This window comes from Cohnella sp., from assembly GCF_041641335.1.
Classification (GTDB): domain Bacteria; phylum Bacillota; class Bacilli; order Paenibacillales; family Paenibacillaceae; genus Cohnella.
Map to the genome: position 1 here is coordinate 57,429 of NZ_JBEPYQ010000014.1, position 23,215 is coordinate 80,643.

A 23,215-nucleotide genomic window follows, 5' to 3' on the forward strand; every position below is an offset into this window, starting at 1 on the left:
TCGTGGCATTGGAAGGCCGTCTGCGAGACGTGGAAAACCGGCTGGAGCAGGCATGTTCGAGGAGTGGCAGGCGACGCGAGGATGTGCGCATTATCGCGGTCACCAAGTACGTATCGACCGCCACGGCGGAAGCCGTCGTGCGGGAAGGCGTGACTCATATCGGAGAGAACCGCTGGCCCGACGCGAAGGCGAAATGGGAAGCGCTAAAGGGACAAGCCGTTTTCCACTACATAGGTTCCTTGCAGACGAATAAAGTCAAAGACGTTATCGGCAAATTCGACTACGTCCATTCGTTGGATCGCGCTTCGCTGGCCGAAGCGATCCATAAGCGGGCGCAAACGCTCGGCGTGTCGGTCCCCTGCCTCTTGCAGGTGAACGTATCGGGTGAGCAGTCCAAGCACGGGCTGGAGCCTGGAGCGGTCAAATCTTTTCTGGAGGAGCTGCGAAGGTTCGATCGCATCAATCCGATCGGCCTGATGACGATGGCGCCGTACGAAAGCGAACCCGAGGAGACCAGGCCGGTTTTCCGGGCGTTAAGACAGCTAAAGGATGAATTGAACGCATCTTCCGCTCTAGACGAGCCGTTGACGGAGCTGTCGATGGGAATGTCCAACGATTTCGAGGTGGCCGTGGAAGAAGGCGCGACTTGGGTGCGTTTGGGAACGGTGCTCGTAGGGAAAGAAGAAATAGAGGAGGGATAGGCATGGGTGTCATGAATCGGTTTCTTAATTACTTGGGGTTGCAGGAAGAACAGGAACAGCAGGAGGCGGAGCGCGAACGTTTCGCCGCCGAGAACGAGGAGCAGGAAATTGAAACCCCAGCGTTCGAAGCGCGTAGACATTCGAGTAAGAACAACGTCGTGAGCATTCATTCCCAGAAGGCCGCCCGCGTCGTTCTCACGGAACCCCGTTCTTACGACGAAGCGCAGGAAATCGCGGATCACTTGAAGTCGCGACGCTCGGTCGTCGTTAATCTGCAGCGCGTCAGAAGAGATCAGGCGATTCGGATCGTCGATTTTCTGAGCGGCACCGTGTACGCCCTCGGCGGCCATATCTCCAAGCTGGGATCGGACATTTTCCTCTGTACGCCGGATTCGGTGGAAGTGTCGGGAACGATCACGGAAATGTTGTCCGAGGAATCCGTCGACTATCCCAAAATGAGGTGACACCAGGTTGGAGCAATTAGAAACTTATATTGGCATTGTGTACCGCATCTACTCATACATGATCATCATTTACGTGCTCATGTCTTGGCTGCCTGCCGTGAAGGAGAGCTTCGTCGGCGAGCTGCTCGGCAAATTGGTGGAACCGTATTTGAGACCTTTCCGCAAGCTGATTCCTCCGATCGGCGGAATGCTGGACATCTCCCCGATCATCGCCTACTTCGCGCTCGGATTCGTCGCGCAAGGGTTGATCGCCGTGCTGAGATTCCTGTTCGGGTAAGCGCCTATGTCGCGAACAAGTCTTTACGAGCATTTTCATCCCGATGAAAAAGCATTCGTGGATCGCGCCTTGGAGTGGGTCGAGAGAGCCGCCGAACGTCACGAGACGAAGCGGACGGATTTTCTCGATCCGCGCCAGGCGCATATTTTGTTTACGCTGGCGAACCGGGAGCCGGACGCCCAGGTGCGCCTGGACGGCGGAAGCCCGCACTCCGAGAGGAAGCGGGCGATGGTCGCTCCCGACTACCGTGTGCTGGACGACGAGGATATGGGAATCGTCGTCCTCGACATCGCTTCGGACGATCGGAAAATTGCCGATCTGGATCATGGAGATTACTTGGGCGCTTTGCTCGGTCTCGGCATCAAGCGGGACAAAATCGGCGATCTCCACGTCAGCGAGGCGGGCTGCCATGCGCTGATTGCGGAGGAAATCGGCGATTTCCTCATCGGGCATATGAAGCAGGCGCACCGCGTAGACGTCAGCGTCTCCGTAAGGCCGCTCTCCGAGCTGCGCGAAGCCAAAGTCGAGCTGCAGGAGCAGGTGCTGTCCGTCGCTTCGATGCGGCTTGACGGGATTGCGAGCGACGTTTTCCGGCTCAGCCGGGCGAAGATCGTCGATCCGATCAAAGCGGGCAGATGCCGCGTGAGCTGGAAGCCGGTGGAGGATCCGTCGCATCCGCTCAGAGTCGGCGACGTCGTGTCGATGAAAGGCTTCGGCCGATTTAAGATCATCGACGTGGAAGGCGTGTCGAAAAGCGGCAGAACCCGGGTGCGCATCGGGAAATTTGTGTAGAATCGCAGAAGGAATTTTTCAGCTTTCGTCGAATTGATGTTGTGAATAGGCTACTTGGAAATCAGGAACCGAGGAGGTGCACCGATGCCACTGACACCACTAGACATCCATAACAAAGAATTCGCCCGCCGCCTTCGCGGTTACGACGAAGATCAAGTCAACGAGTTTCTCGATCAGATCATCAAGGACTATGAAGCGATGATCCGCGAGAACAAGGAATTGCAAAATATGGTCGCCGCTTCCCAGGATAAGCTGGGCCATTTCTCCAACATCGAAGAGACGCTGAGCAAAACGATCATCGTTGCGCAAGAAGCGGCGGACGAGCTGCGGAACAACGCGAAGAAGGAAGCGCATCTGATCGTGAAGGAAGCGGAGAAGAACGCCGACCGCATCATCAACGACGCGTTGGCGAAATCCCGCAAGATCGCGCTGGAGGTCGAAGAGCTGAAGAAGCAAGCGACGATCTACCGCGCGCGTTTCCGCGCGTTGATCGAATCCCAGATGGAGCTGCTGTCGCAGGACGGATGGGAATCGCTAGAAGGGCGCGAGCCGCGGGGGATTGAAGCCTGAGCGGTTGCGGGGAACGAAACGGGGAAGTATAATAGGGTATTATGAATGAACTGCAACGTCGAAGACGGGAACGAGTAAGCGCGATACCCGAGCTCAGAGAGTTGGCGGAAGGTGCGAGCCAATGCGAAGGATGCGCCGAATATCCTCCCCGAGACGCCTGCCGAACGACGCTTTGTGTTATGCAGCCGCGTTCAGTAAGCGAGGTCGGAAGTCCGCCGTTACCGGATGCTGAGTTGCCGTCTCTTCGCTACTTTTGCGAGCGGGCGGAACAAGGGTGGTACCGCGAGTTCGACTCGTCCCTTTATTGGGGCGGGTCTTTTTGTTTTTGCCGCAGCAGCCATGAAGCAATCGAAAGGATGAACCCCCATGCAAAGAGTCGACGTCAAGGAGAAAGCGCGAGCCCGCGAGCAGCGCGTTCTGGAACAGTGGAGGAAGGAGGATACGTTCCGCCGCTCGATCGCCAATCGGGAGGGCAAGCCGAACTTCGTCTTTTACGAAGGGCCGCCTACGGCGAACGGAAAGCCGCACATCGGCCACGTGCTCGGACGCGTCATCAAGGATTTCGTCAGCCGCTACAAGACGATGGCCGGCTACCGCGTCATCCGCAAAGCCGGCTGGGATACGCACGGCCTCCCGGTCGAGCTGGGCGTAGAGAAGCAGCTCGGCATCTCGGGCAAGCAGGAGATCGAGAAGTACGGCGTAGAGCCGTTTATCATCAAGTGCAAGGAGAGCGTGTTCGAGTACGAGCGCCAGTGGCGCGAGCTGACCGAAGCGATCGCGTATTGGACCGATCTGGACGATCCGTACATCACGCTCGACAACAATTATATCCAAAGCGTATGGCACATTCTGGCCACGATCCACGAGAAAGGACTGCTGTACCGCGGCCATCGCGTCAGCCCTTACTGTCCATGCTGCCAGACGACGCTCAGCTCGCACGAGGTCGCCCAAGGCTACGAGGACGTCAAGGATTTGACGGCGACAGCCAAGTTCAAGCTGAAGGAGAACGGCGACTATGTGCTCGCCTGGACGACGACGCCTTGGACGCTGCCGGCGAACGTGGCGTTGGCCGTTCATCCGGAGCTCGACTACGTGCGCGCGAAGCAAAACGGCGAAGTGTACGTCGTGGCGGCGGCGCTCGCCGACAAGGTGCTGAAAGGCGAGTACGAGACGCTTGGCACGGTAAAAGGACGCGAGCTGGTCGGATTGACGTACGAGCCGCTGTTCCCTTACGTGACGGTGGACAACGCTTATCGCGTCATCGACGCGGAGTACGTTACCGATGCAAGCGGCACGGGGATCGTTCATATTTCTCCGGCTCACGGCGAAGACGATTACCGGGTTGCCCGCCAGCACGGGATTCCGATGCTGATGGTCGTCAACAACGAAGGCAAGTATATCGCGGAAGTGACGGATATGGCCGGACGTTTCGTCAAAGATTGCGACGTCGACATCGTCAAGATGCTGTCGGAGCGCGGCCTGCTGTTCCACAAGGAAAGGATGGAGCACAGCTATCCGTTCTGCTGGCGCTGCAAAACGCCGCTGCTCTATTACGCGACGGAAAGCTGGTTCATCAAGACGACCGCGGTCAAGGACCAACTGATCGAGAACAACAGGCAGATCCAATGGTATCCGGAGCATCTGAGAGACGGCCGTTTCGGCAAGTTCCTCGAAGATCTGGTCGACTGGAACATCAGCCGGAATCGCTATTGGGGGACGCCGCTTAACGTGTGGACGTGCGAAAGCTGCGGCAAGGAGAAAGCGCCGCACAGCATTGCCGAGCTGCGGTCGCTGGCGATCGAAGACGTGCCGGAGACGATCGAGCTGCATAAGCCTTATGTGGACGACATCCATCTGCGCTGCGAATGCGGCGGCAGGATGAACCGGGCGTCCGAAGTAATCGACGTCTGGTTCGACAGCGGCTCGATGCCGTTCGCGCAATATTTCCACCCTTACGGGGACGAGGAGAAGTTCCAGGAGCAGTATCCGGCGGATTTCATCTGCGAGGGGATCGACCAGACGCGCGGCTGGTTTTTCAGCTTGCTGGCGGTATCGACGCTGTACAACGGACAGGTGCCGTACAAGTCGGTCATCTCGACCGGGCACGTGCTCGACGAGAACGGCCAGAAGATGAGCAAATCGAAGGGCAACGTCATCGATCCTTGGGAAATCATCGACGAGTTCGGTACGGATGCGTTCCGTTGGTCTCTGCTGGCGGATAGCGCGCCTTGGAACAGCAAGAGATTTTCCAGGGGCATCGTCGGAGAAGCGAAGTCCAAAGTGGTGGATACGCTCGTTAACACGCACGCCTTCTACGCGCTGTATGCCTCCATCGACGGATACGTTCCGTCGGAACATGCGCGGGTCCAATCGGACAACAAGCTGGACCGCTGGATTGTGTCCCGGCTGAATACGCTGATCCAGGAAGTCGTGAAAGGGCTGGACGCCAACGACTTTCTCAATCCGGCGAAGGCGATCGAGACGTTCGTCGACGAGCTGTCGAACTGGTACGTGCGTCGTTCGCGCGATCGGTTCTGGGGCAGCGGCTTGACGGAGACGAAGGTAGCGGCATATCAGACGCTGGGCGAAGTGCTGCTGACGCTGTCCAAGCTGATCGCGCCGTATACGCCGTTCGTCGCCGAGGATATTTACGGCAACTTGGGCGGAGAAGGCAGCGTGCACCTAGCCGACTATCCGCAGGCGGACCCGACGGCGATCGACGCCGAGCTGGAGCGCGAGATGGCCGCGGTGCGCGGCATCGTCGAGCTGGCGCGGAACATCCGCAACGAGACCGGCTTGAAGACGCGCCAGCCGCTGTCCGAGCTGCTCGTGTCGTTGAGCGAAAGCTTCGATCTGTCTGGCTACGAGGAGATCGTGCAGGACGAGATCAACGTCAAGCGGATCACGATCGTCAGCGACGACGGCGGGTTCGTCAACTTTAATCTGAAGCTGAACCTGAAAGTCGCGGGCAAGAAATACGGTAAAAACGTCGGACCGATCCAGGCGGCGTTCAAGGCGATGTCGAGCGACGAGACGCGCGGCATCGTCCTAGCGGGCAAGTTCGAGTTCGTATCGCCGGACGGCGAAGCGATGACCGTCGAGCTCGAGGAAATTCTCGTCGAGAAGGAAGCGAAGACGGGCTTCGCTTCCGCGTCCGGCGGAGGGTTGACCGTAGCGCTCAACACGGAGATCACGTCGGAGCTGGAGCAGGAGGGCTGGGTGCGCGAAGTGATTCGCGCAGTCCAAGATACGCGCAAGAAGCTCGACCTGCCGATCGAGCGGCGGATCGATCTCGTGCTCGACGTCGACGCCGAGCTGGAAGCGGCGCTGCGCGCGTTCGACCATGTTCTGAGAGAGAACGTGCTCGTGAACGAAGTTTCGTTCGGCAAGACGGACGCGACCGAAGCGGTGCAGGCCGGCGAGAAAACGATCGGCGTAGCCATCGTTTCGGGAGCATAATTACTCCGACTGTAAGCTAAACATAATAAAGGAATCGTTAAGACGAGCTCCAGAGTTCCGAGGCGGATGGCATCCGCCTTGGGCCGGGCTCGTTTTGCGTTCGGCAGCCAAGGGTAATGATCGGTTAAAGGATGTCCGAAAGGGGAGTGCGGCCATGGCCGGCAATTCGAAAAACAAAGGAAAGCCGAATTCGATCCAGGTCAAGCTGGCTTCCAGGCACCAGAGAGAGCCGAATGAACGGAATGAGCTGACAGAGCCAAATGAGCTGGATAAGCCGACAGGCTCTAATGAACCGATAGAGCCGGATGAATCAGCGGAGAGATTGGCCGAGGAGACGAAGGATTTGAAGGGGACGCTGCTCTTCCTGTCCGACAAGCTGGAGAGGCTGTCCATTGACATGGAGAAGGCGCAGCTCAAGGAATACGTCAACCTGATGCATCGTCCGTGGCAGCTGATCTTCAAAAATTTTATCGCGGGAACGGCGCGCGGGGTCGGCATCGCGCTCGGATTTACGTTTTTCGCCGCGACGATCGTTTATCTGCTGCAGCTTCTCGGGGCGCTGAATTTGCCGATCGTGGGGGATTACATCGCGGACATCGTAAGAATCGTTCAGCGGCAGCTGGAGATCAACCCGTATTGAGCATACGGGTCGCTGCCGCCGCGGAACGGGGTTGGAACGCGTTTAATAAGAATCGGAAAGCTCGCTTGGCTCGAGCAGATGATCGCCTTCGTTATCGTCCATGTAACGGTGGTAAGCGTGGTTGCGGACGATGGAGACGTGAGTACCGGTAATATCGGTGGCGACGAAGCTTTCGTAAGACTCGACGAATCCGTCGTTCTCGTCGGCTTCGATCTCCATATGGTTGTAGTTGTCGATGTTGTTGTCCTCGGCCATCGCCGGCGTGTTGGAGGTGCCCCAGGACTCGACGATCTGCCAGGCGTCCTCTCCGTCGAAGCCGTTTTGGTCGTCTCTGTCGTCCAAGCTGGTCCGGCCGAACGGAGGAGCAAGGAACAACTCCTCGACCGGACGGTCGTTGGAAGGCTCCTGACGGGGTTCATGATCGATGCAATAGATGGCCGTCGGCAGCGCTTCGAGCCTGTCGACCGGAATAAACTTCCCGCACGCGGCACAATGTCCGTATTCTCCCGTATCCATCCGTTCCAGGGCGGCGTCCACCCGCTCGAGCCGGAACGCTTCCTTTTCCAGCAGGGCCAAATCCTTGCTTCGTTCGAACATCTCCGTACCCGCATCGGCCGGGTGATTGTCGATGCCGGTAAGCTCGCCGGTCGAATCTCGGTACGAGGCGGCGAGACCGAAATGCCCGTTATCGTTCACGCGCCGCTCGAGCTCGCATCTTTCCTGTACCAGCCTGCGCTTTAACGATTGGAATGTTTCCTGATCCAGATGCTTCGGCAACGTCATCCACTCCCTTTAACGAGGTGCATTCGAATGGTTCGGTCGATTGTAGTTTTCACGGATGCGCCCAGTTTTACGTGCGGACGGCCGCCGGACTTGTCTGGGGGAATTGTCGATTTTTACTTGCGCTTCGTGGACGCTCCCTGTCGCGGTATGATAAAATCAACAGGCAGGAGAATGAGACGAAGGGCGGAAAAAGGCAATGCAACGTCGGATTTGGCCGATATGGGTTTATTACGGAATTGCGGTTATCGCTTTTCTGATCGATTACGCGAGCAAGAAGATCATCAGCCGCACGGTCGAGCTGGATACGGAGAGAATTCCCGTGATCGGGGATTTCTTCATGATTACCCATATCCGCAATAGAGGCGCGGCTTTCGGGATGCTGCAGGAGCAGCGGTTGTTTTTTATCGTGATTACGACGATCGTCGTGATCGGCATACTCTGGTATTTGCACCGTTCCTACCGCACGGGCACCGTACTGCTTCTTTCCGCGTTGGCTACGATATTGGGAGGCGCCGTCGGCAACTTCCTCGATCGCGCGCTGTACGGAGAAGTCGTCGATTTCTTGCAGTTTAACTTCGGATCGTATACGTTCCCGATCTTCAATTTCGCGGATACCGCAATATGCGTAGGCGTCGGAATGGTTATTTTGGACGCGCTGCTGACTATGAAACAGGAGAATAAATCGAATGGCAATGGAGAGCAATCCCAAGATCAGTCCCCTGAACAACCCTCCGTCTGAAGACGATTTCGAATGGACGATCGAGGAAGGCCAGGCCGGTGAGCGGGCGGACAAGCATATCGCTCAAGCGCTGGCGGAGCAAGGGGAATCCTTCTCCCGATCGCAGATTCAGGAGTGGATACGCACGGGCGCGGTAACCGTTAACGGCGCGGAGATTAAAGCGAACGCCAAGCTGGCGGTCGGAGACGTCATCCGCATCGTGCTTCCCGAACCGGAGCCGGTCGAGGCGTACCCGGAAAATATTCCGCTCGAAGTCGCGTACGAGGATTCCGACGTTATCGTCATCAACAAACCGCGGGGCATGGTCGTTCATCCTGCGGCCGGTCATCCGAACGGTACGGTAGTGAACGCGCTGCTGTACCATTGCAAGGACTTGTCCGGCATTAACGGCGTCATGAGACCGGGCATCGTGCACCGGATCGACAAGGATACGTCCGGGCTGCTGATGGTCGCCAAGAACGACTTGGCGCACGCGTCGCTCGCGGAGCAGCTGAAGGAGCACAGCGTGACGCGCAAATATCGCGCGCTCGTCCACGGCGTCATGCAGCATGACAAAGGGACGGTGGACGCGCCGATCGGCCGTGCCAATCACGACCGCAAGCTGTACGTCGTCACGGACAAGAACAGCAAGCATGCGGTGACCCATTTTTCCGTAAACGAACGTTTCGACGAGTATACGCTGCTCGATCTGAAGCTGGAGACGGGGCGGACGCACCAGATTCGGGTGCACATGAAGTATATCGGCTATCCGCTCGTCGGCGATCCGGTATACGGCGGCAAGAGCGGCCGGACGCTCGGTATGACGGGCCAGGCGCTGCACGCGGAAACGCTCGGCTTTAAGCATCCGAGAACGGGTGAGTATATGGAGTTTTCCGCGCCTCTTCCGGAGGATATGGAGCATTCGCTCGGCATTTTAAGGACGAGGTAAAAGGCACGAAATGGGCTGTTCGGGACAGGCGCTGCGATAACTGCAAATGATCGGCGCAATAATCCATGGCGGACTTTCCGCGTATCGTTCATAGTTTGAATGTGAAGCATGTTAACATGTAACGATACAAGGAGTGTCTCGAATGAGCGTGGAACAATACCAGTCGACTTACATTCAGGAGCAGTTCGCGAATCGCATCGGCGGTTCCAATTACGGCAAAGATACGAACATTTATAAATTCGAGAAAATCAAGCGGGCGAAAGCCGCGGCGCGGCAAGCCCACCCAGACGTCGAGTTGATCGACATGGGCGTCGGCGAGCCGGACGAGATGGCGGACGCGGGCATCGTCGCCAAGCTGGCGGAAGAAGCGGCCAAGTCGGAAAACCGCGGGTACGCGGACAACGGCATCGCCGAATTTAAGGAAGCCGCCGCGAAGTACTTGAAGGAAGTGTTCTCCGTGGACGGCATCGATCCGGAGACGGAAGTGCTGCACACGATCGGAGCCAAGCCGGCTCTGGCCATGCTGCCTACGGTGTTCATCAACCCGGGCGACGTGACGATCATGACCGTTCCGGGATACCCGGTTATGGGCACGCATACGAAATATCTCGGCGGCGAAGTGTACAACGTCCAGCTGACGAAGGAAAACAACTTCCTGCCGGATCTGGACGCGATCCCGGAAGAAATCGCAAGCCGCGCCAAGCTGCTGTACTTGAACTATCCGAACAATCCGACGGGCGCCGCGGCGACGGTGGCGTTTTTCGAGAAGGTCGTCGCTTGGGCGAAGAAATTCAACGTGGTCGTCGTTCACGACGCTCCGTACGCGGCTCTGACCTATGACGGAGTCAAGCCGTTCAGCTTCCTGTCCGTTCCCGGCGCGAAAGACGTCGGCGTGGAGCTTCATTCCTTGTCCAAGTCGTATAACATGACCGGCTGGCGGATCGGCTTCATCGCGGGCAACCCGCTTATCGTGAAAGCTTTCGGCGACGTGAAGGACAACAACGATTCCGGACAATTCATCGCGATCCAGAAGGCGGCCGCTTACGGTCTGGCCAATCCGCAAATTACCGAGGCGATCTCGGCGAAATATTCCCGCCGACACAACATGCTCGTCGCGGCGCTGAACGAAATCGGCTTCCGCGCGGAGAAACCGAAAGGCTCCTTCTTCTTGTATGTCGAAGCGCCTAAGGGCATCGTCGGCGGACAGCGTTTCGAATCCGCGGAAGACTTCTCGCAGTTCCTGATTCGCGAGAAGCTGATCTCGACCGTGCCGTGGGACGACGCCGGCAAGTTCGTCCGTTTCTCCGTCACTTTCATCGCCCAGGGCGAAGCGGAAGAAGCGCGCGTCATCGACGAGATCAAGCGTCGTCTGACCGACGTCCAGTTCGAATTTTAAGCTTCGGAATTCCTTGACACTTCATGTCGAACATGGGATAATCATTGTTAATGAAACGGGTACCTTTAATTCAGTCCAGAGAGACTGGCAAGGTGGCGCAGAATTGACACATATCCCGGGACATGCGACCGTACATGCTCGTCTTCGGCTCAGGCTGAAGTGTGAACAGGTGCTGGTGTTGTGTGCCTGCCGATATTTTGTTCTGGCTGAATCCTCCTTGCGAACTCGCAAGGAGGTTTTTTAATGTGCAAATCTCGGGTGAAGGAGGGATCGGTTTGTCGGACTCGCGCGTCATTATGGACGAATCCGCCATTCGGCGGGCGCTTACCCGAATCGCTCACGAAATGGTCGAGAAGAACAAAGGCATTCAAGATTGCGTGCTGATCGGAATACGAACCCGGGGCGTGCATCTGGCCTACCGCGTCGCCGATAAAATTCTGGACATCGAAGGCCAGCCGATTCCGGTCGGGGAACTGGACATCACCCGCTACCGCGACGACCGACCTTCGGCGGCCAGAGCGAGCGCCGCGGGGCCGGGCGAAGAGCTGAAGAGGCTCGTCACCGACAAGCGGATCATCCTGGTCGACGACGTGCTCTACACCGGCCGCACGATACGCGCGGCGCTGGACGCGCTGATGGATTGCGGGAGGCCGCAATCGATTCAGCTGGCGGTTCTCGTCGACAGAGGTCATCGCGAGCTTCCGATCCGCCCCGATTACGTCGGCAAGAACGTGCCGACGTCGAGGCACGAGAAGATCGACGTCTCGCTCAGCGAGATCGACGAGACGGACTGCGTCACGATCCTGCATCCGCGCGAGGCGGAAGTCGGACGGTAATCGATAATCGGACGGTAAACGGACGCCAATGGACAGTACCCACTATCTACTAAAACGCAACGGCAGTTAATCACAGCAGAGGAGGCGCCAGGGAACAGATGACGACATGGATCATTAACGCTAGCAGATGGAGCGCGGAAACCGGAGGTCTCGAAGTCGCGCATGTGCGCATCGAAGAAGGGATTATCGCGGAATGGCGCGCCGGAGAAGCGGCTCCCGATACATCGGGAGCGGAAGTGATCGACGCTCGGGGCAAGCTAATCTCGCCGGGGTTGATCGATATGCACGTTCACTTGCGCGAACCGGGCTTCGAATATAAGGAGACGATCGCCAGCGGAACGGAGTCGGCGGCGAAGGGCGGCTTTACGGTCATCGCGCCGATGCCGAATACGCGACCGGTCATGGACACGCCGGAGACGATCTCGCTCGTGCTCGACAAGGCGAAGACCGAAGGCGTCGTGCGCGTGCTGCCTTATGCCGCGATCACGAAGAACGAGCTGGGCCGCGAGCTGACGGACTTCCCGGCGCTGAAGGAAGCCGGAGCGATCGGCTTCACGGACGACGGCGTCGGCGTGCAGAACGCGCAGATGATGAAAAACGCGATGGCTCTCGCTAAGTCGCTCGATATGCCGATTATCGCCCACTGCGAGGACGACTCGCTGGTAGAGGGCGCGGCGGTCACGGACGGGGCGTTCGCCCGCAAGCACGGGCTTAAGGGCATTCCGAACGAGTCGGAAGCGATCCATGTCGGCCGGGACATTCTGCTGTCCGAGGCGACGGGCGTGCACTACCACGTCTGCCACGTCAGCACGGAGCAGTCGGTTCGCTTGATCCGGCTCGGCAAGTCGGTCGGCGTGAACGTCACCGCAGAAGTATGTCCGCACCATCTGCTGCTCTCGGACGAAGATATTCCGGACAACATGGACGCGAACTGGAAAATGAACCCGCCGCTCAGAACGCCGCGCGACGTCGAGGCGTGCATCCAGGCGCTGGAGGACGGGACGATCGACATTATCGTGACCGACCACGCTCCACACAGCGAGGAAGAGAAGGCGCGGGGCATGGAACGGGCTCCGTTCGGAATCGTCGGATTCGAGACGGCGTTCCCGCTGCTGTACACGAAATTCGTCCGCACCGGGCGATGGAGTCTCGACTTCCTGCTGAGCAGGATGACGAGCGATCCGGCGAAGGTGTTTCGCCTGCCTTACGGCACGATGGACGCCGGAGCGCCCGCGGATCTGATCCTGATCGATCTGGAGAACGAGCGGGAAGTCGATCCCGCGAAGTTCCTGACGAAAGGCCGCAATACCCCGTTTACGGGTTGGAAACTATACGGCTGGCCGACGATGACGATGGTCGGCGGCAAAGTGGTCTGGACCGAAGAGAACGGCATTAACCGCTAAGGAGTGATTGGAATGCAAGCTAGATTGTTGTTGGAAGACGGTACGCTGTTTACGGGACAGAGCTTCGGAGCCGAAGCCGGATCCGTCGGCGAAGTGGTGTTTAATACGGGGATTACGGGCTATCAGGAAGTGCTGTCCGACCCTTCTTACTGCGGACAAATCGTAACGATGACTTATCCGCTCATCGGCAACTACGGCATTAACCGCGACGATTTCGAAAGCATCCGCCCCTACGTTCACGGCTTCGTCGTTCGTCGCCACGAGGACGTGCCGAGCAACTGGAGGGCGCAATATACGGTTGATCAATTGCTCAAGGAGTACGGCATTCCGGGTATCAGCGACATCGACACTCGTATGTTGACGAGAATCCTTCGCGTGCACGGCACGATGAAGGGCATCATTACGACGGGCAACGAGCGCGTCGAAGAGCTGATGGAGCGCTTGGGCGCTACGCCTCTGATGCGAGATCAAGTCGCCCGCACGTCGACCAAGAACGTGTTCTCCAGCCCGGGCGAGAAGGAGCGCATCGTGCTGATCGACTACGGTGCGAAGAGCGGCATTCTGCGCGATCTGACGAAACGCGGCTGCGACGTTATCGTCGTGCCTCAGGACACGACCGCGGACGAGATTCGCCGCCTTCACCCCGACGGCATTCAGCTGTCCAACGGCCCTGGGGATCCGAAGGACGTGCCTCATGCGGTCGAGACGATTCGCCAGCTTCTCGGCGAATACCCGATTTTCGGTATCTGCCTCGGACACCAGCTGTTCGCGCTCGCTTGCGGAGCGGATACGGGCAAGCTGAAGTTCGGCCACCGCGGCGGCAACCATCCGGTCAAGGAGCTCGAATCCGGCCGCTGCTTTATCACTTCCCAGAACCACGGCTACACGGTCGTCGAAGAATCGATCGCCGGCACCGAATTGGAAGTGACGCACATCAACAACAACGACAAAACGATCGAAGGCTTGAAGCATAAGCGCTACCCTGCCTTTACGGTTCAATACCATCCGGAAGCGGCTCCGGGCCCGTACGACAACAGCTACTTGTTCGACCGTTTCCTGCAAATGATCCGCGACAACAAGCAAGCCAACCCGGAACGCCCGCGCCAAGCGCAATTGTCGGAGACGCTGAGAGGAGAACTGCTGTATGCCCAAAAATAATGACCTCAAAAAAATTCTCGTAATCGGCTCCGGCCCAATCGTCATCGGACAAGCAGCGGAATTCGACTACGCCGGCACGCAGGCGTGTCAAGCGCTGAAAGAAGAAGGCATCGAAGTCGTCCTGATCAACAGCAACCCGGCGACGATCATGACCGATACGAACATCGCCGACAAAGTTTATATCGAACCGATCAACCTGGAGTTCGTCTCGCAAATTATCCGCCAGGAGCGTCCGGATGGCTTGCTGCCGACGCTCGGCGGACAGACCGGCCTCAACATGGCGGTCGAGCTGGCTCGCGCCGGCGTGTTGCAGCAGGAGAACGTCAAGCTGCTCGGCACGCAGCTTGACGCGATCGAGCGAGCCGAAGACCGCGACCTGTTCCGCGAGCTGATGCGCGAGCTGGAGCAGCCGGTTCCGGAAAGCTCGATCGTCACGACGGTCGAGGACGCGGTGGAATTCGCGAACGGCCTCGGCTACCCGGTTATCGTTCGTCCGGCTTACACGCTCGGCGGCACGGGCGGCGGGATCGCGTCTAACGAAGAAGAGCTGCGCGAGATCGTAGCCAACGGCATTCGCTACAGCCCGATCAGCCAGTGCTTGATCGAGAAATCCATCGCCGGCATGAAGGAAGTCGAGTACGAAGTTATGCGCGACGCCAACGACAACTGCATCGTCGTCTGCAACATGGAAAACTTCGACCCTGTCGGCGTTCATACCGGAGACAGCATCGTTGTCGCGCCGAGCCAGACGTTGTCCGACCGCGAATACCAAATGCTTCGCTCGGCGTCGCTCAAAATCATTCGCGCGCTGAACATCGAAGGCGGATGTAACGTACAGTTCGCGCTCGATCCGCAAAGCTACCAATACTACGTCATCGAGGTTAACCCTCGCGTCAGCCGTTCCTCGGCGCTCGCGTCCAAAGCGACCGGTTACCCGATCGCGAAGATGGCGGCCAAGATCGCTATCGGCTACACGCTCGACGAGATCGTCAACCCGGTTACGGGGCAGACGTACGCTTGCTTCGAGCCGACTCTGGACTACATCGTATCGAAAATTCCGCGCTGGCCGTTCGATAAGTTTACTTCCGCTAACCGCAAGCTGGGTACGCAGATGAAGGCGACCGGCGAGGTTATGGCGATCGGCCGCACGTTCGAGGAATCGATCCATAAAGCGGTCCGCTCGCTCGAGATCGGCGTGCACCGCATTTACTTGAAGGGCGCTAACGAGCTGTCCGACGAAGTGTTGACGAATCGGCTGATCAAAGCGGACGACGAGCGGCTGTTCCTCGTCGCGGAAGCGTTCCGCCGCGGTTGGGCGCTGCAGCACATCCAGGATCTGTCGAACATCGATTGGTGGTTCCTCGACAAAATCGAGCGAATCGTCCAACTCGAAGACGAGATCCGCAGAGCGCCTGCGCTTACGCCGGAGCTGCTGTACAAGGCGAAGAGAAACGGCTTGACCGACCGCGCGATCGCGGAGCTGAGAAGCGAAGGTCATCCGTCCGGCGCTTACACGAAAGAAGCGGACGTCCGCACTTACCGTCTTGAGCAAGGCCTCGCGCCGGTATACAAGATGGTCGATACGTGCGCCGCGGAGTTCGAAGCGACGACGCCTTATTACTACTCGACCTACGAGACGGAGAACGAAGTTCTTCCGAGCGACAAAGAAAAGATCATCGTGCTCGGCTCCGGTCCGATCCGGATCGGGCAAGGCATCGAGTTCGACTATTCGACCGTGCACGCCGTATGGGCGATCCGCGACGCGGGTTACGAAGCGGTCATCATCAACAACAACCCGGAGACGGTATCCACCGACTTCAGCACGTCGGACCGACTCTACTTCGAGCCGCTCTTCTTTGAAGACGTCATGAACGTCATCGAACAGGAGAAGCCGGTCGGCGTCATCGTGCAATTCGGCGGGCAGACGGCGATCAACCTGGCTGCGCCGCTAGCCAAAGCCGGCGTCCGCATTCTCGGCACGTCGTTGGACAGCATCGACGAAGCGGAGGACCGCAAGCGGTTCGAGGCGCTGCTGAGCAGACTGAACGTTCCGCAGCCGAAAGGCAAGACGGTCACTTCCGTGGAAGAAGCGGTAGGCGCCGCGCAAGAGCTCGGTTATCCTGTGCTTGTACGCCCGTCTTATGTTCTCGGCGGCCGCGCGATGGAAATCGTATACTCCGACGATGAACTGTTATCCTATATGGAAGTCGCGGTGAAAATCAATCCGGAGCATCCGGTTCTGATTGACCGCTACATGCTGGGCAAAGAAATCGAGATCGACGCGATCTGCGACGGCGAGACGGTGCTCATCCCGGGCATCATGGAGCATGTCGAGCGCGCGGGCGTTCACTCCGGCGACTCCATCGCGGTATATCCGCCGCAGTCGCTGTCCGAAGATATTAAGCAGCAAGCGATAGACATCACGATCAAGATCTCCAAGGAATTGAAGACGGTCGGTCTCGTCAACATCCAGTTCGTCGTCTGGCAGGACAAAGTGTACGTCATCGAGGTTAACCCTCGTTCGTCCCGTACTGTGCCGTTCCTGAGCAAAGTGACGAAAATACCGATGGCCAATCTGGCCACGCAGGCGATTCTCGGCAAAAAGCTCACCGAGCTCGGTTACCAGGAAGGACTGTGGCCGGAAGACGAGTTCGTCTCGGTCAAAGTACCGGTATTCAGCTTCGCCAAGCTTCGCCGCGTCGACCCGACGCTGACTCCTGAGATGAAGTCGACCGGCGAAGTCATGGGCCGCGATCGCTTCTATGCGAAAGCGTTGTTCAAAGGCTTGGTCGGATCGGGCATGAAAATTCCGAACTCCGGCGCGATTATCGCGACGGTCGCCGACAAGGATAAGGAAGAAGCGATCCAGATTTTGAAAGGCTTCTACAACCTCGGCTACAAGCTGCTGGCCACGGGAGGAACCGCCGACGCTTTGGAAGCCGCGGGGCTTAAAGTCCGCCGCGTCAACAAGCTGTCCGACGGATCGCCGAACATTCTGGATCTGATCCGCACGGGCGAAGCGCAATTCGTCGTCAACACGCTGACGAAGGGGAAGACGCCTGAGCGCGACGGCTTCCGCATCCGCCGCGAGGCGGTCGAGAACGGCGTCGTCTGCTTGACGTCGCTGGACACGGTCCGCGCGCTGCTGAACATGCTGCAGGCGCTCCGCTTCTCCAGCGAGCCGATGCCGGCGTTCCAAGCCTAGGGAGGAATAACAGTGACACTGCTATCCCGCAATGAGGCGGCAGGAAAAATCATGGTCGCGCTCGACAAGCCCGAGGCGAAAGCCGCCGTGGAGCTGGCCGATCGACTGCAAGGCTCCGGCTGTTGGATGAAGGTGGGCATGGAGCTGTTCTACGCGGCAGGACCGGAGATCGTCCGGGAACTGAAGAGCAGAGGCTTCCGCATCTTCCTCGATCTGAAAATGCACGACATCCCGAACACCGTTCGCGGTGGAGCGAGAAGCATCGCCAGACTTGGCGTGGACTTGTTTAACGTCCATGGAGCCGGAGGGTTGGCGATGATGAGCGCCGCTGCCGAAGGCGTGCGGGATGCGCTGGAGGCGGGCGACGCCGAGCGCGCTCCGCTCGTCATCGCGGTGACGCAGCTCACGAGCACGAGCCAGCGCGTGTTAAACGACGAGATCGGCATCCCCGGCGAGCTGGAGAACGCCGTCGTCCATTATGCCAAGCTGGCGCAAGCAGCAGGCCTGCAGGGCGTCGTCGCCTCCCCGCTGGAAGTTCGCGCGATCAAGCAAGCTTGCGGAGACGGCTTTATTACCGTGACGCCGGGAATTCGTCCGCGCGGAGCGGATGCAGGCGACCAGTCGCGCATTACGACGCCTCGCGACGCGGTGGCAGGCGGCACCGATTACCTCGTCATCGGACGGCCGATTACGGCCGCCCTCTCGCCGTCTGAAGCGCTGGATAACATTTTGAAGGAGATGACCGAATCATGAGCCAATATTCAGTAGAGCAACTGCCGGCCGTTATCGCGGGCAATCTGCTGAACATCGGGGCGGTCGCCCTGCGTCCGAACGACCCGTTCACTTGGACTTCCGGGATCATATCCCCGATCTATTGCGACAATCGGCTCACGATGAGCTATCCGGACATCCGCGACGCGATCGCCGAAGGCTTCGCGACGCTCATTCGCACGCATTACCCGGATACGGAAGTGATCGCCGGCACGGCGACCGCGGGCATTCCGCATGCCGCGTGGGTCGCGCAGAAGCTGAATCTTCCGATGGCCTACATCCGCGACAAGGCGAAGGGCCACGGCAAGCAAAATCAGATCGAAGGCTTGATCAAAGACGGACAGAAGGTCGTCGTCATCGAGGACTTGATCTCCACCGGTGGCAGCTCGCTCAAAGCGGCGCTGGCCGTCATGGAAGCAGGTGGAGACGTGCAGGGAGTGCTGGCGATTTTCACTTACCAGTTCGCTCTGGCCGAGCAAGCTTTCAGCGAAGAAGGCGTCGAGCTGAAGACGTTGTCGAATTATTCGGCGCTCGTCGACGAAGCTCTCAGACGCGGTACTGTTAGCGAATCCGACGTCAGCCTGCTGAAATCTTGGCGCGAAAACCCTCAAGCGTTCGGCAAATAAGCGATATAACGATCGGCGACTGGCGGTTCTCCCATGGGAGGGTCGCCTTTTTGTCGATTACTCGGTCTCGAGACCGAGGTCAAAAGCGTGCCCGGGACCGTCGAACGGCTCCTTCTCTTCGGTTACAATGGGATTATCTTAAGAGGTTTGGAAAAAAAAGGAGAGTGCAATTGTGGCCATTCTGGAAGTGAAGGGCTTGCGCAAAGCTTTCGGATCCGTGCAAGCCGTTGAGGAAATCAGCTTCTCCGTCGAGAACGGGGAAGTGTTCACGATCATCGGTCCGAACGGAGCGGGCAAGACGACGACCCTGGAGATGATCGAAGGCATGCAGGCGCCCGACAGAGGAACGATCTCGATCAGCGGGATGAAGTGGGATAAGGATGCCGACCGCATCAAAACGATCATCGGCGTTCAGCCGCAATCGAGCGCCCTGTTCGATCTGCTCACCGTGGAAGAGAACCTGGATCTGTTCGGCTCGTTCTATCCGCACTCAAAGCAGTCGTCCGAGGTGCTGGAGATGATCAATCTAACCGATCACCGTCGCAAAAACGTCAAGTCGCTCTCCGGCGGACAACGTCAACGTCTGGCGATCGGACTGGCGATGATCAGCGATCCGCAAATCATTTTCCTCGACGAACCGACGACCGGTCTGGACCCGCAGGCCCGCCGCAACATATGGGACATCGTTCTGAAGCTGAAGGAGCTGGGCAAGACGACGATTTTGACGACCCACTACATGGAAGAAGCGGAGAAGCTGAGCGACCGCGTCTGCATCGTCGATCAAGGCAGAGTCGTCACCCTCGACACGCCCGCCAATCTGATCGACAGTCTGACGAAGGAACGGGAGGTCCGACTGTACTTCCAAGACGGAGAAGCGGCGGCTGCCGAGACGGAACAAGTCGCCAAGGGCGATTCGACGGTCGTTCGCACGGAGCTGGACGGCTCTTCGCTGAAGCTTTGGTCGGTGAGGCCGGAGGAAACGCTGTACGGAGTGTTCGGTTTCACGAAGGAAAAAGGGTATCGGGTCGAGCAAGTCTCCATTCGCGAGATGAGTCTCGAGGACGTATTCATCGCCTTTACGGGCAAAGAGTGGAGGGACTAAGGTGAGCAACGGCAAACAGCTCGGCAAATTGTTCGGAGCGCAGCTTAAAATGATGTTTCGGGAAAAGCAGGTCTGGTTTTGGAATCTCTTCTTCCCGATTATTTTGATGGTCATTTTTATGGTTATTTTCGGCGGGGGCGGCGGCAGCGACTTCAAAGCGAAAATCGCAGTCGTAAAGCCGAGCGCGACCGAAGCATCGGATATGCTGGAAGGTTACTTGCGCCAGGTGCCGGTTCTCGAATGGAAGTCGGAGCAGCCGATTTCAGCGGAAGAAGCGGACGAATGGGTTAAGGACAAAGACGTCGACGCCGTCATCGTTTTGCCTGGAGAGAACGAGACTACGCTCGGGATCATCGTCAACAAGGAGAATGAGAGAAGCGCTACGACTCAAGCCATTGCGGGCATTCTGGACAAGTTCGTGCAGCAGACGAACTACCAGGTGGCCGGCGTGACGCCGACGTTCTCGGTGGAAACGACCGCCGTATCGAGCGGCAGCGAGGATCTAAGCTACGTCGACTTCCTGCTGACGGGGATGATCGCGCTTGCGGTGGCGCAGGGCGGACTGTTCGGCATGGTGGATATGGTGGAAATGAGAAGGAAAGGTTTGCTGAAAAGGCTGAGACTCACTCCGGTGAAAATGGGGCTGTTCGGAGTTGGCGGCATGATGGTGCGTTTCATACTCGGCATCGTGCAGATCGTCATTCTGTCCCTGATCGGCGTATTCGGGTTCGGGGCCAAGCTTCACCTGGACTTCCCGACGCTCATCGTAGGCTTCCTCGTCGGAGCTCTTGCCTTTAACGCGCTCGGTTATCTGTTCTCTTCCTTCAGCAAGTCGATCGAAGCATACATGGGGATGGCCAACATCGCCAGCTTCCTGATGATGTTCCTGAGCGGTATTTTCTTCCCGACGAGCGGGTTCCCGGAATGGCTCATTCCCGTATCGCAGGTGCTTCCGCTGACTTACTTCGTCAACGGCATTCGCGACGGCATGGTGTACGGCAGCGGCATCGCTTCCGCCGACTTCTGGGCAGGCATCGGCATTCTCGGCGCATGGGGCATCGTCGCCTTCGCCCTCGGCGTACTGATCTACCGCAAAACCAAAATAGAGGTTCGCTAGTCTTACAGGCATTCACCGGGGCTTGCGGGACCCGATCGCGGCGCATCTTAAGCGCTTATCGATCTGGCCCTCGCAGGCCTTTCTCCTTGTTCTGTCCCTATTTCCCCACCTATGGCCACTATCCCCACGTCTCAGGACTCTCGCCCCCGTTGCAGGTTGTTCGGCACTGCTATGGCCACTATCCCCACGTCGCAGGACTCTCGCACCCGTTGCAGGTTGTTCGGCACTGCTATGGCCACTATCCCCACGTCTCAGGATTCTCGCCCCCGTTGCAGGTTGTTCGGCACTACTATGGCCATTATCCCCACGTCTCAGGACTCTCGCCCCCGTTGCAGGTTGTTCGGCACTGCTATGGCCACTATCCCCACGTCTCAGGACTCTCGCACCCGTTGCAGGTTGTTCGGCACTGCTATGGCCACTATCCCCACGTCTCAGGATTCTCGCCCCCGGTTCAGGCTGTTCGGCATTTTTTAATTTATGTTACCTTCTGAAGAAAAATGGAAATCAGCATTAAGCAGAAACGCCTATGGAATTAGAAAGAGAAACAAGGAGTTGCGGATAGCGATTACTTCGGACAATACCATTCTGAGCGAACGGGATAATGGCCATAAGACACAGAGGAAGGAAGTTATCTGCCTCCTGTTTCTGAGAGAAAGGGATAGTGGTTATATTAACTTGCCTGTTCTGAATCAAGGGGATAATGGTCATAAGACGAGGAGAGGGAAGTTACTAATTTGGCTGTCTGTGGCTGTTCTGAGCGAGGGGGATAATGGCCACAAGTACGAAAAAAGGAGGTCTGCCGACCGGAGCGGGAAAATACCGTCCGGATGCGGCAGACCGTCTGCGGCAAAGCTGCAAAGAGTCAGACTATACACGAGTATGCGTGCTACTGCAACCGTTTGAGCCACTGGCTGATTTCGTCGTTGGGGAGATCGTTAGCGGACGGGATCGGGATTGATTCGTCGGATAGCTTGTATTTCAGTTTTAAGGCGATGATTCGACGCAAGCTTTCATCGAGGCGCGATTCGGGAATTTCTCCGGATTTGGCCGCGGAGAGCAGCTTGTCGTATACTTTCCGGGCCGTGTCGTAGCCGTGGGCGACGAGGATGAGATCGCTGCCGGCCAGGAACGATTGGAGCGAGGCATCCTCGATGCCGTAGTTGCGGGCGATGGCACCCATCGTCATGTCGTCTGTAATGACGACGCCGTTGTAGCCGAGCCGGTCGCGCAGCAGGTCGGTGATGACGGTTTTGGACAGCGATGACGGAGAGTCGGGATCGATCGAAGGAAACAGGATGTGCGCGATCATGACCGCGTCCGCTCCCTCCTGGATGGCCGCTTGGAACGGAATCCATTCAAGCTTTTCCAGGTCCGCGGTCGTTTTGTGCACGGAAGGCAGCTCCAGGTGAGAGTCGACGGACGTATCCCCATGGCCGGGAAAATGCTTGACGACGGCAACCGTTCCGCCTTGCTGAAGCCCTTGCATGACGGCTACGCCCATGCTCACGACAAGATCGGCGTCACTGCCGAACGCCCGACTGCCGATGACCGGGTTGGCAGGGTTGCTGTTGACGTCGAGAACGGGTGCAAAGTTCATATTGAAGCCCATTAATCGCAGTTCGTCGGACAGCAAGGCGCCCATCTCCCGAGCCAGTTCAGGCTTTCCAGTGCGTCCGACTTTGACCGCGTCCGGCATAGCCGTGAAATCTTTGGGCAACCGGCTGACTTTCCCGCCTTCCTGATCGACGCTCATGAAGAGGGGGAGCGGATTGCCCGAGTTCGCCTGCTTAAGAGCGTTGACGAGCTGGATCGAGCCGCTCAAGTCGGAGAAGTTGTCCTTGTACCAAATCAAGCCGCCGACATGTTGGTCGACAATGAGCTTCTTCATCTTCTCATCGATCTTGGTGCCGTCGATGCCGGCAACGATCACCTGGCCGATTTTCTCCTCTAATGTCATTTGCTCCAACCGCAGTTCGACCGGATCTTCTTCCGCCGGCGGCGTTGTTTCCGGGGAGGCGCTGTCGGACGGGGATGCGCTGCCGGAAGGCGACGACGCTGCAGGCGGTTGCTGTTCCGTCGGAGCAGAGGGAGCAGGTGAAGCGTTAGGGCCGTCCGAGCCGCGCGAACATCCGACGACCAGGATCGCAAGCAGACAACAAATTCCCAGCAACACCCCGCGTTTGGAGATGGCGTTTTTCATCGATACGAATCCTCCTTAACAAAAGACTCCCGGGGTTCCTGAACAAGG

Annotated in this window: 20 protein-coding genes and 1 other annotated feature; of the genes, 18 read left to right on the forward strand and 2 right to left on the reverse strand. The window is 58.1% G+C overall.

Translation table 11 applies throughout. From position 1 onward, the window contains the following. Window positions 1-2: 2 nt before the first annotated feature. The 7 genes from ACESLM_RS06580 to ACESLM_RS06610 all read left to right on the forward strand — a co-directional run bounded on the left by ACESLM_RS06580 (window position 3) and on the right by ACESLM_RS06610 (window position 6,903). Window positions 3-701 carry a YggS family pyridoxal phosphate-dependent enzyme gene (locus tag ACESLM_RS06580; RefSeq protein WP_372630772.1) on the forward strand — a complete coding sequence of 233 codons (699 nt, stop codon included), beginning with the start codon at window positions 3-5 and terminating at the stop codon, window positions 699-701. Window positions 702-703: 2 nt separating this feature from the next. Continuing rightward, window positions 704-1,165: a cell division protein SepF gene (locus ACESLM_RS06585; protein WP_372630773.1), complete on the forward strand. Its 462-nt coding sequence runs from the start codon at window positions 704-706 to the stop codon at window positions 1,163-1,165. 7 nt (window positions 1,166-1,172) lie between these two features. Further along, window positions 1,173-1,442, forward strand: a complete 270-nt coding sequence (locus ACESLM_RS06590) for a YggT family protein (protein WP_094041601.1) — start codon at window positions 1,173-1,175, stop codon at window positions 1,440-1,442. Between the two features lie 6 nt (window positions 1,443-1,448). Next, window positions 1,449-2,234 (forward strand): YlmH family RNA-binding protein, encoded by a 786-nt coding sequence (locus ACESLM_RS06595; RefSeq protein WP_372630774.1) that lies wholly within the window; start codon window positions 1,449-1,451, stop codon window positions 2,232-2,234. Between the two features lie 84 nt (window positions 2,235-2,318). Next, complete coding sequence (locus tag ACESLM_RS06600; protein ID WP_094041599.1) at window positions 2,319-2,804, forward strand: DivIVA domain-containing protein; 486 nt, start codon at window positions 2,319-2,321, stop codon at window positions 2,802-2,804. A gap of 52 nt (window positions 2,805-2,856) precedes the next feature. Further along, window positions 2,857-3,108, forward strand: a binding site (T-box leader). Window positions 3,109-3,170: 62 nt separating this feature from the next. Then, entirely contained in the window at window positions 3,171-6,263 is a 3,093-nt protein-coding gene (gene ileS, locus ACESLM_RS06605) for an isoleucine--tRNA ligase (RefSeq protein WP_372630775.1), read from the forward strand. A gap of 376 nt (window positions 6,264-6,639) precedes the next feature. Then, the gene (locus ACESLM_RS06610) at window positions 6,640-6,903 is read left to right on the forward strand and encodes a DUF5665 domain-containing protein (protein ID WP_369826999.1); all 264 of its coding nucleotides are present in this window, start codon (window positions 6,640-6,642) and stop codon (window positions 6,901-6,903) included. A 42-nt stretch (window positions 6,904-6,945) separates the two neighbouring features. On the opposite strand, the gene ACESLM_RS06615 is transcribed toward ACESLM_RS06610, so the two are convergent. After that, a complete protein-coding gene (locus tag ACESLM_RS06615; RefSeq protein WP_372630776.1) occupies window positions 6,946-7,686 on the reverse strand; it encodes a TraR/DksA C4-type zinc finger protein in 741 nt (246 codons plus the stop codon). Window positions 7,687-7,882: 196 nt separating this feature from the next. On the opposite strand from ACESLM_RS06615, the gene lspA reads away from it, so the two are divergent. The 11 genes from lspA to ACESLM_RS06670 all read left to right on the forward strand — a co-directional run bounded on the left by lspA (window position 7,883) and on the right by ACESLM_RS06670 (window position 20,967). Next, window positions 7,883-8,425 carry a signal peptidase II gene (gene lspA, locus ACESLM_RS06620; RefSeq protein WP_372630777.1) on the forward strand — a complete coding sequence of 181 codons (543 nt, stop codon included), beginning with the start codon at window positions 7,883-7,885 and terminating at the stop codon, window positions 8,423-8,425. Next, the gene (locus ACESLM_RS06625; protein WP_233162292.1) at window positions 8,379-9,353 is read left to right on the forward strand and encodes an RluA family pseudouridine synthase; all 975 of its coding nucleotides are present in this window, start codon (window positions 8,379-8,381) and stop codon (window positions 9,351-9,353) included. Before lspA ends, ACESLM_RS06625 begins: the two co-directional genes overlap by 47 nt. A gap of 142 nt (window positions 9,354-9,495) precedes the next feature. After that, a complete protein-coding gene (locus ACESLM_RS06630; RefSeq protein ID WP_094041594.1) occupies window positions 9,496-10,749 on the forward strand; it encodes an LL-diaminopimelate aminotransferase in 1,254 nt (417 codons plus the stop codon). Window positions 10,750-11,045: 296 nt separating this feature from the next. Next, window positions 11,046-11,585, forward strand: coding sequence for a bifunctional pyr operon transcriptional regulator/uracil phosphoribosyltransferase PyrR (gene pyrR, locus ACESLM_RS06635; protein WP_094041981.1), 540 nt, complete (start codon window positions 11,046-11,048; stop codon window positions 11,583-11,585). A gap of 98 nt (window positions 11,586-11,683) precedes the next feature. Then, the gene (locus ACESLM_RS06640) at window positions 11,684-12,988 is read left to right on the forward strand and encodes a dihydroorotase (RefSeq protein ID WP_372630778.1); all 1,305 of its coding nucleotides are present in this window, start codon (window positions 11,684-11,686) and stop codon (window positions 12,986-12,988) included. Between the two features lie 12 nt (window positions 12,989-13,000). Further along, entirely contained in the window at window positions 13,001-14,146 is a 1,146-nt protein-coding gene (locus ACESLM_RS06645; protein WP_372630779.1) for a carbamoyl phosphate synthase small subunit, read from the forward strand. Further along, window positions 14,133-17,351, forward strand: coding sequence for a carbamoyl-phosphate synthase large subunit (gene carB, locus ACESLM_RS06650; RefSeq protein ID WP_372630780.1), 3,219 nt, complete (start codon window positions 14,133-14,135; stop codon window positions 17,349-17,351). The genes ACESLM_RS06645 and carB overlap by 14 nt, the downstream gene beginning before the upstream one ends. An 18-nt stretch (window positions 17,352-17,369) precedes the next feature. Further along, entirely contained in the window at window positions 17,370-18,104 is a 735-nt protein-coding gene (gene pyrF, locus ACESLM_RS06655; RefSeq protein ID WP_372630796.1) for an orotidine-5'-phosphate decarboxylase, read from the forward strand. Beyond that, window positions 18,101-18,748 (forward strand): orotate phosphoribosyltransferase, encoded by a 648-nt coding sequence (gene pyrE, locus ACESLM_RS06660; protein WP_372630781.1) that lies wholly within the window; start codon window positions 18,101-18,103, stop codon window positions 18,746-18,748. The genes pyrF and pyrE overlap by 4 nt, the downstream gene beginning before the upstream one ends. A gap of 172 nt (window positions 18,749-18,920) precedes the next feature. Beyond that, window positions 18,921-19,850: an ABC transporter ATP-binding protein gene (locus tag ACESLM_RS06665; protein WP_372630782.1), complete on the forward strand. Its 930-nt coding sequence runs from the start codon at window positions 18,921-18,923 to the stop codon at window positions 19,848-19,850. Window position 19,851: 1 nt separating this feature from the next. Beyond that, entirely contained in the window at window positions 19,852-20,967 is a 1,116-nt protein-coding gene (locus ACESLM_RS06670) for an ABC transporter permease (protein ID WP_372630783.1), read from the forward strand. An 886-nt stretch (window positions 20,968-21,853) separates the two neighbouring features. Here the strand turns inward: ACESLM_RS06670 and nagZ are convergent. After that, a complete protein-coding gene (nagZ, locus tag ACESLM_RS06675) occupies window positions 21,854-23,167 on the reverse strand; it encodes a beta-N-acetylhexosaminidase (RefSeq protein WP_372630784.1) in 1,314 nt (437 codons plus the stop codon). Window positions 23,168-23,215 lie beyond the last annotated feature (48 nt).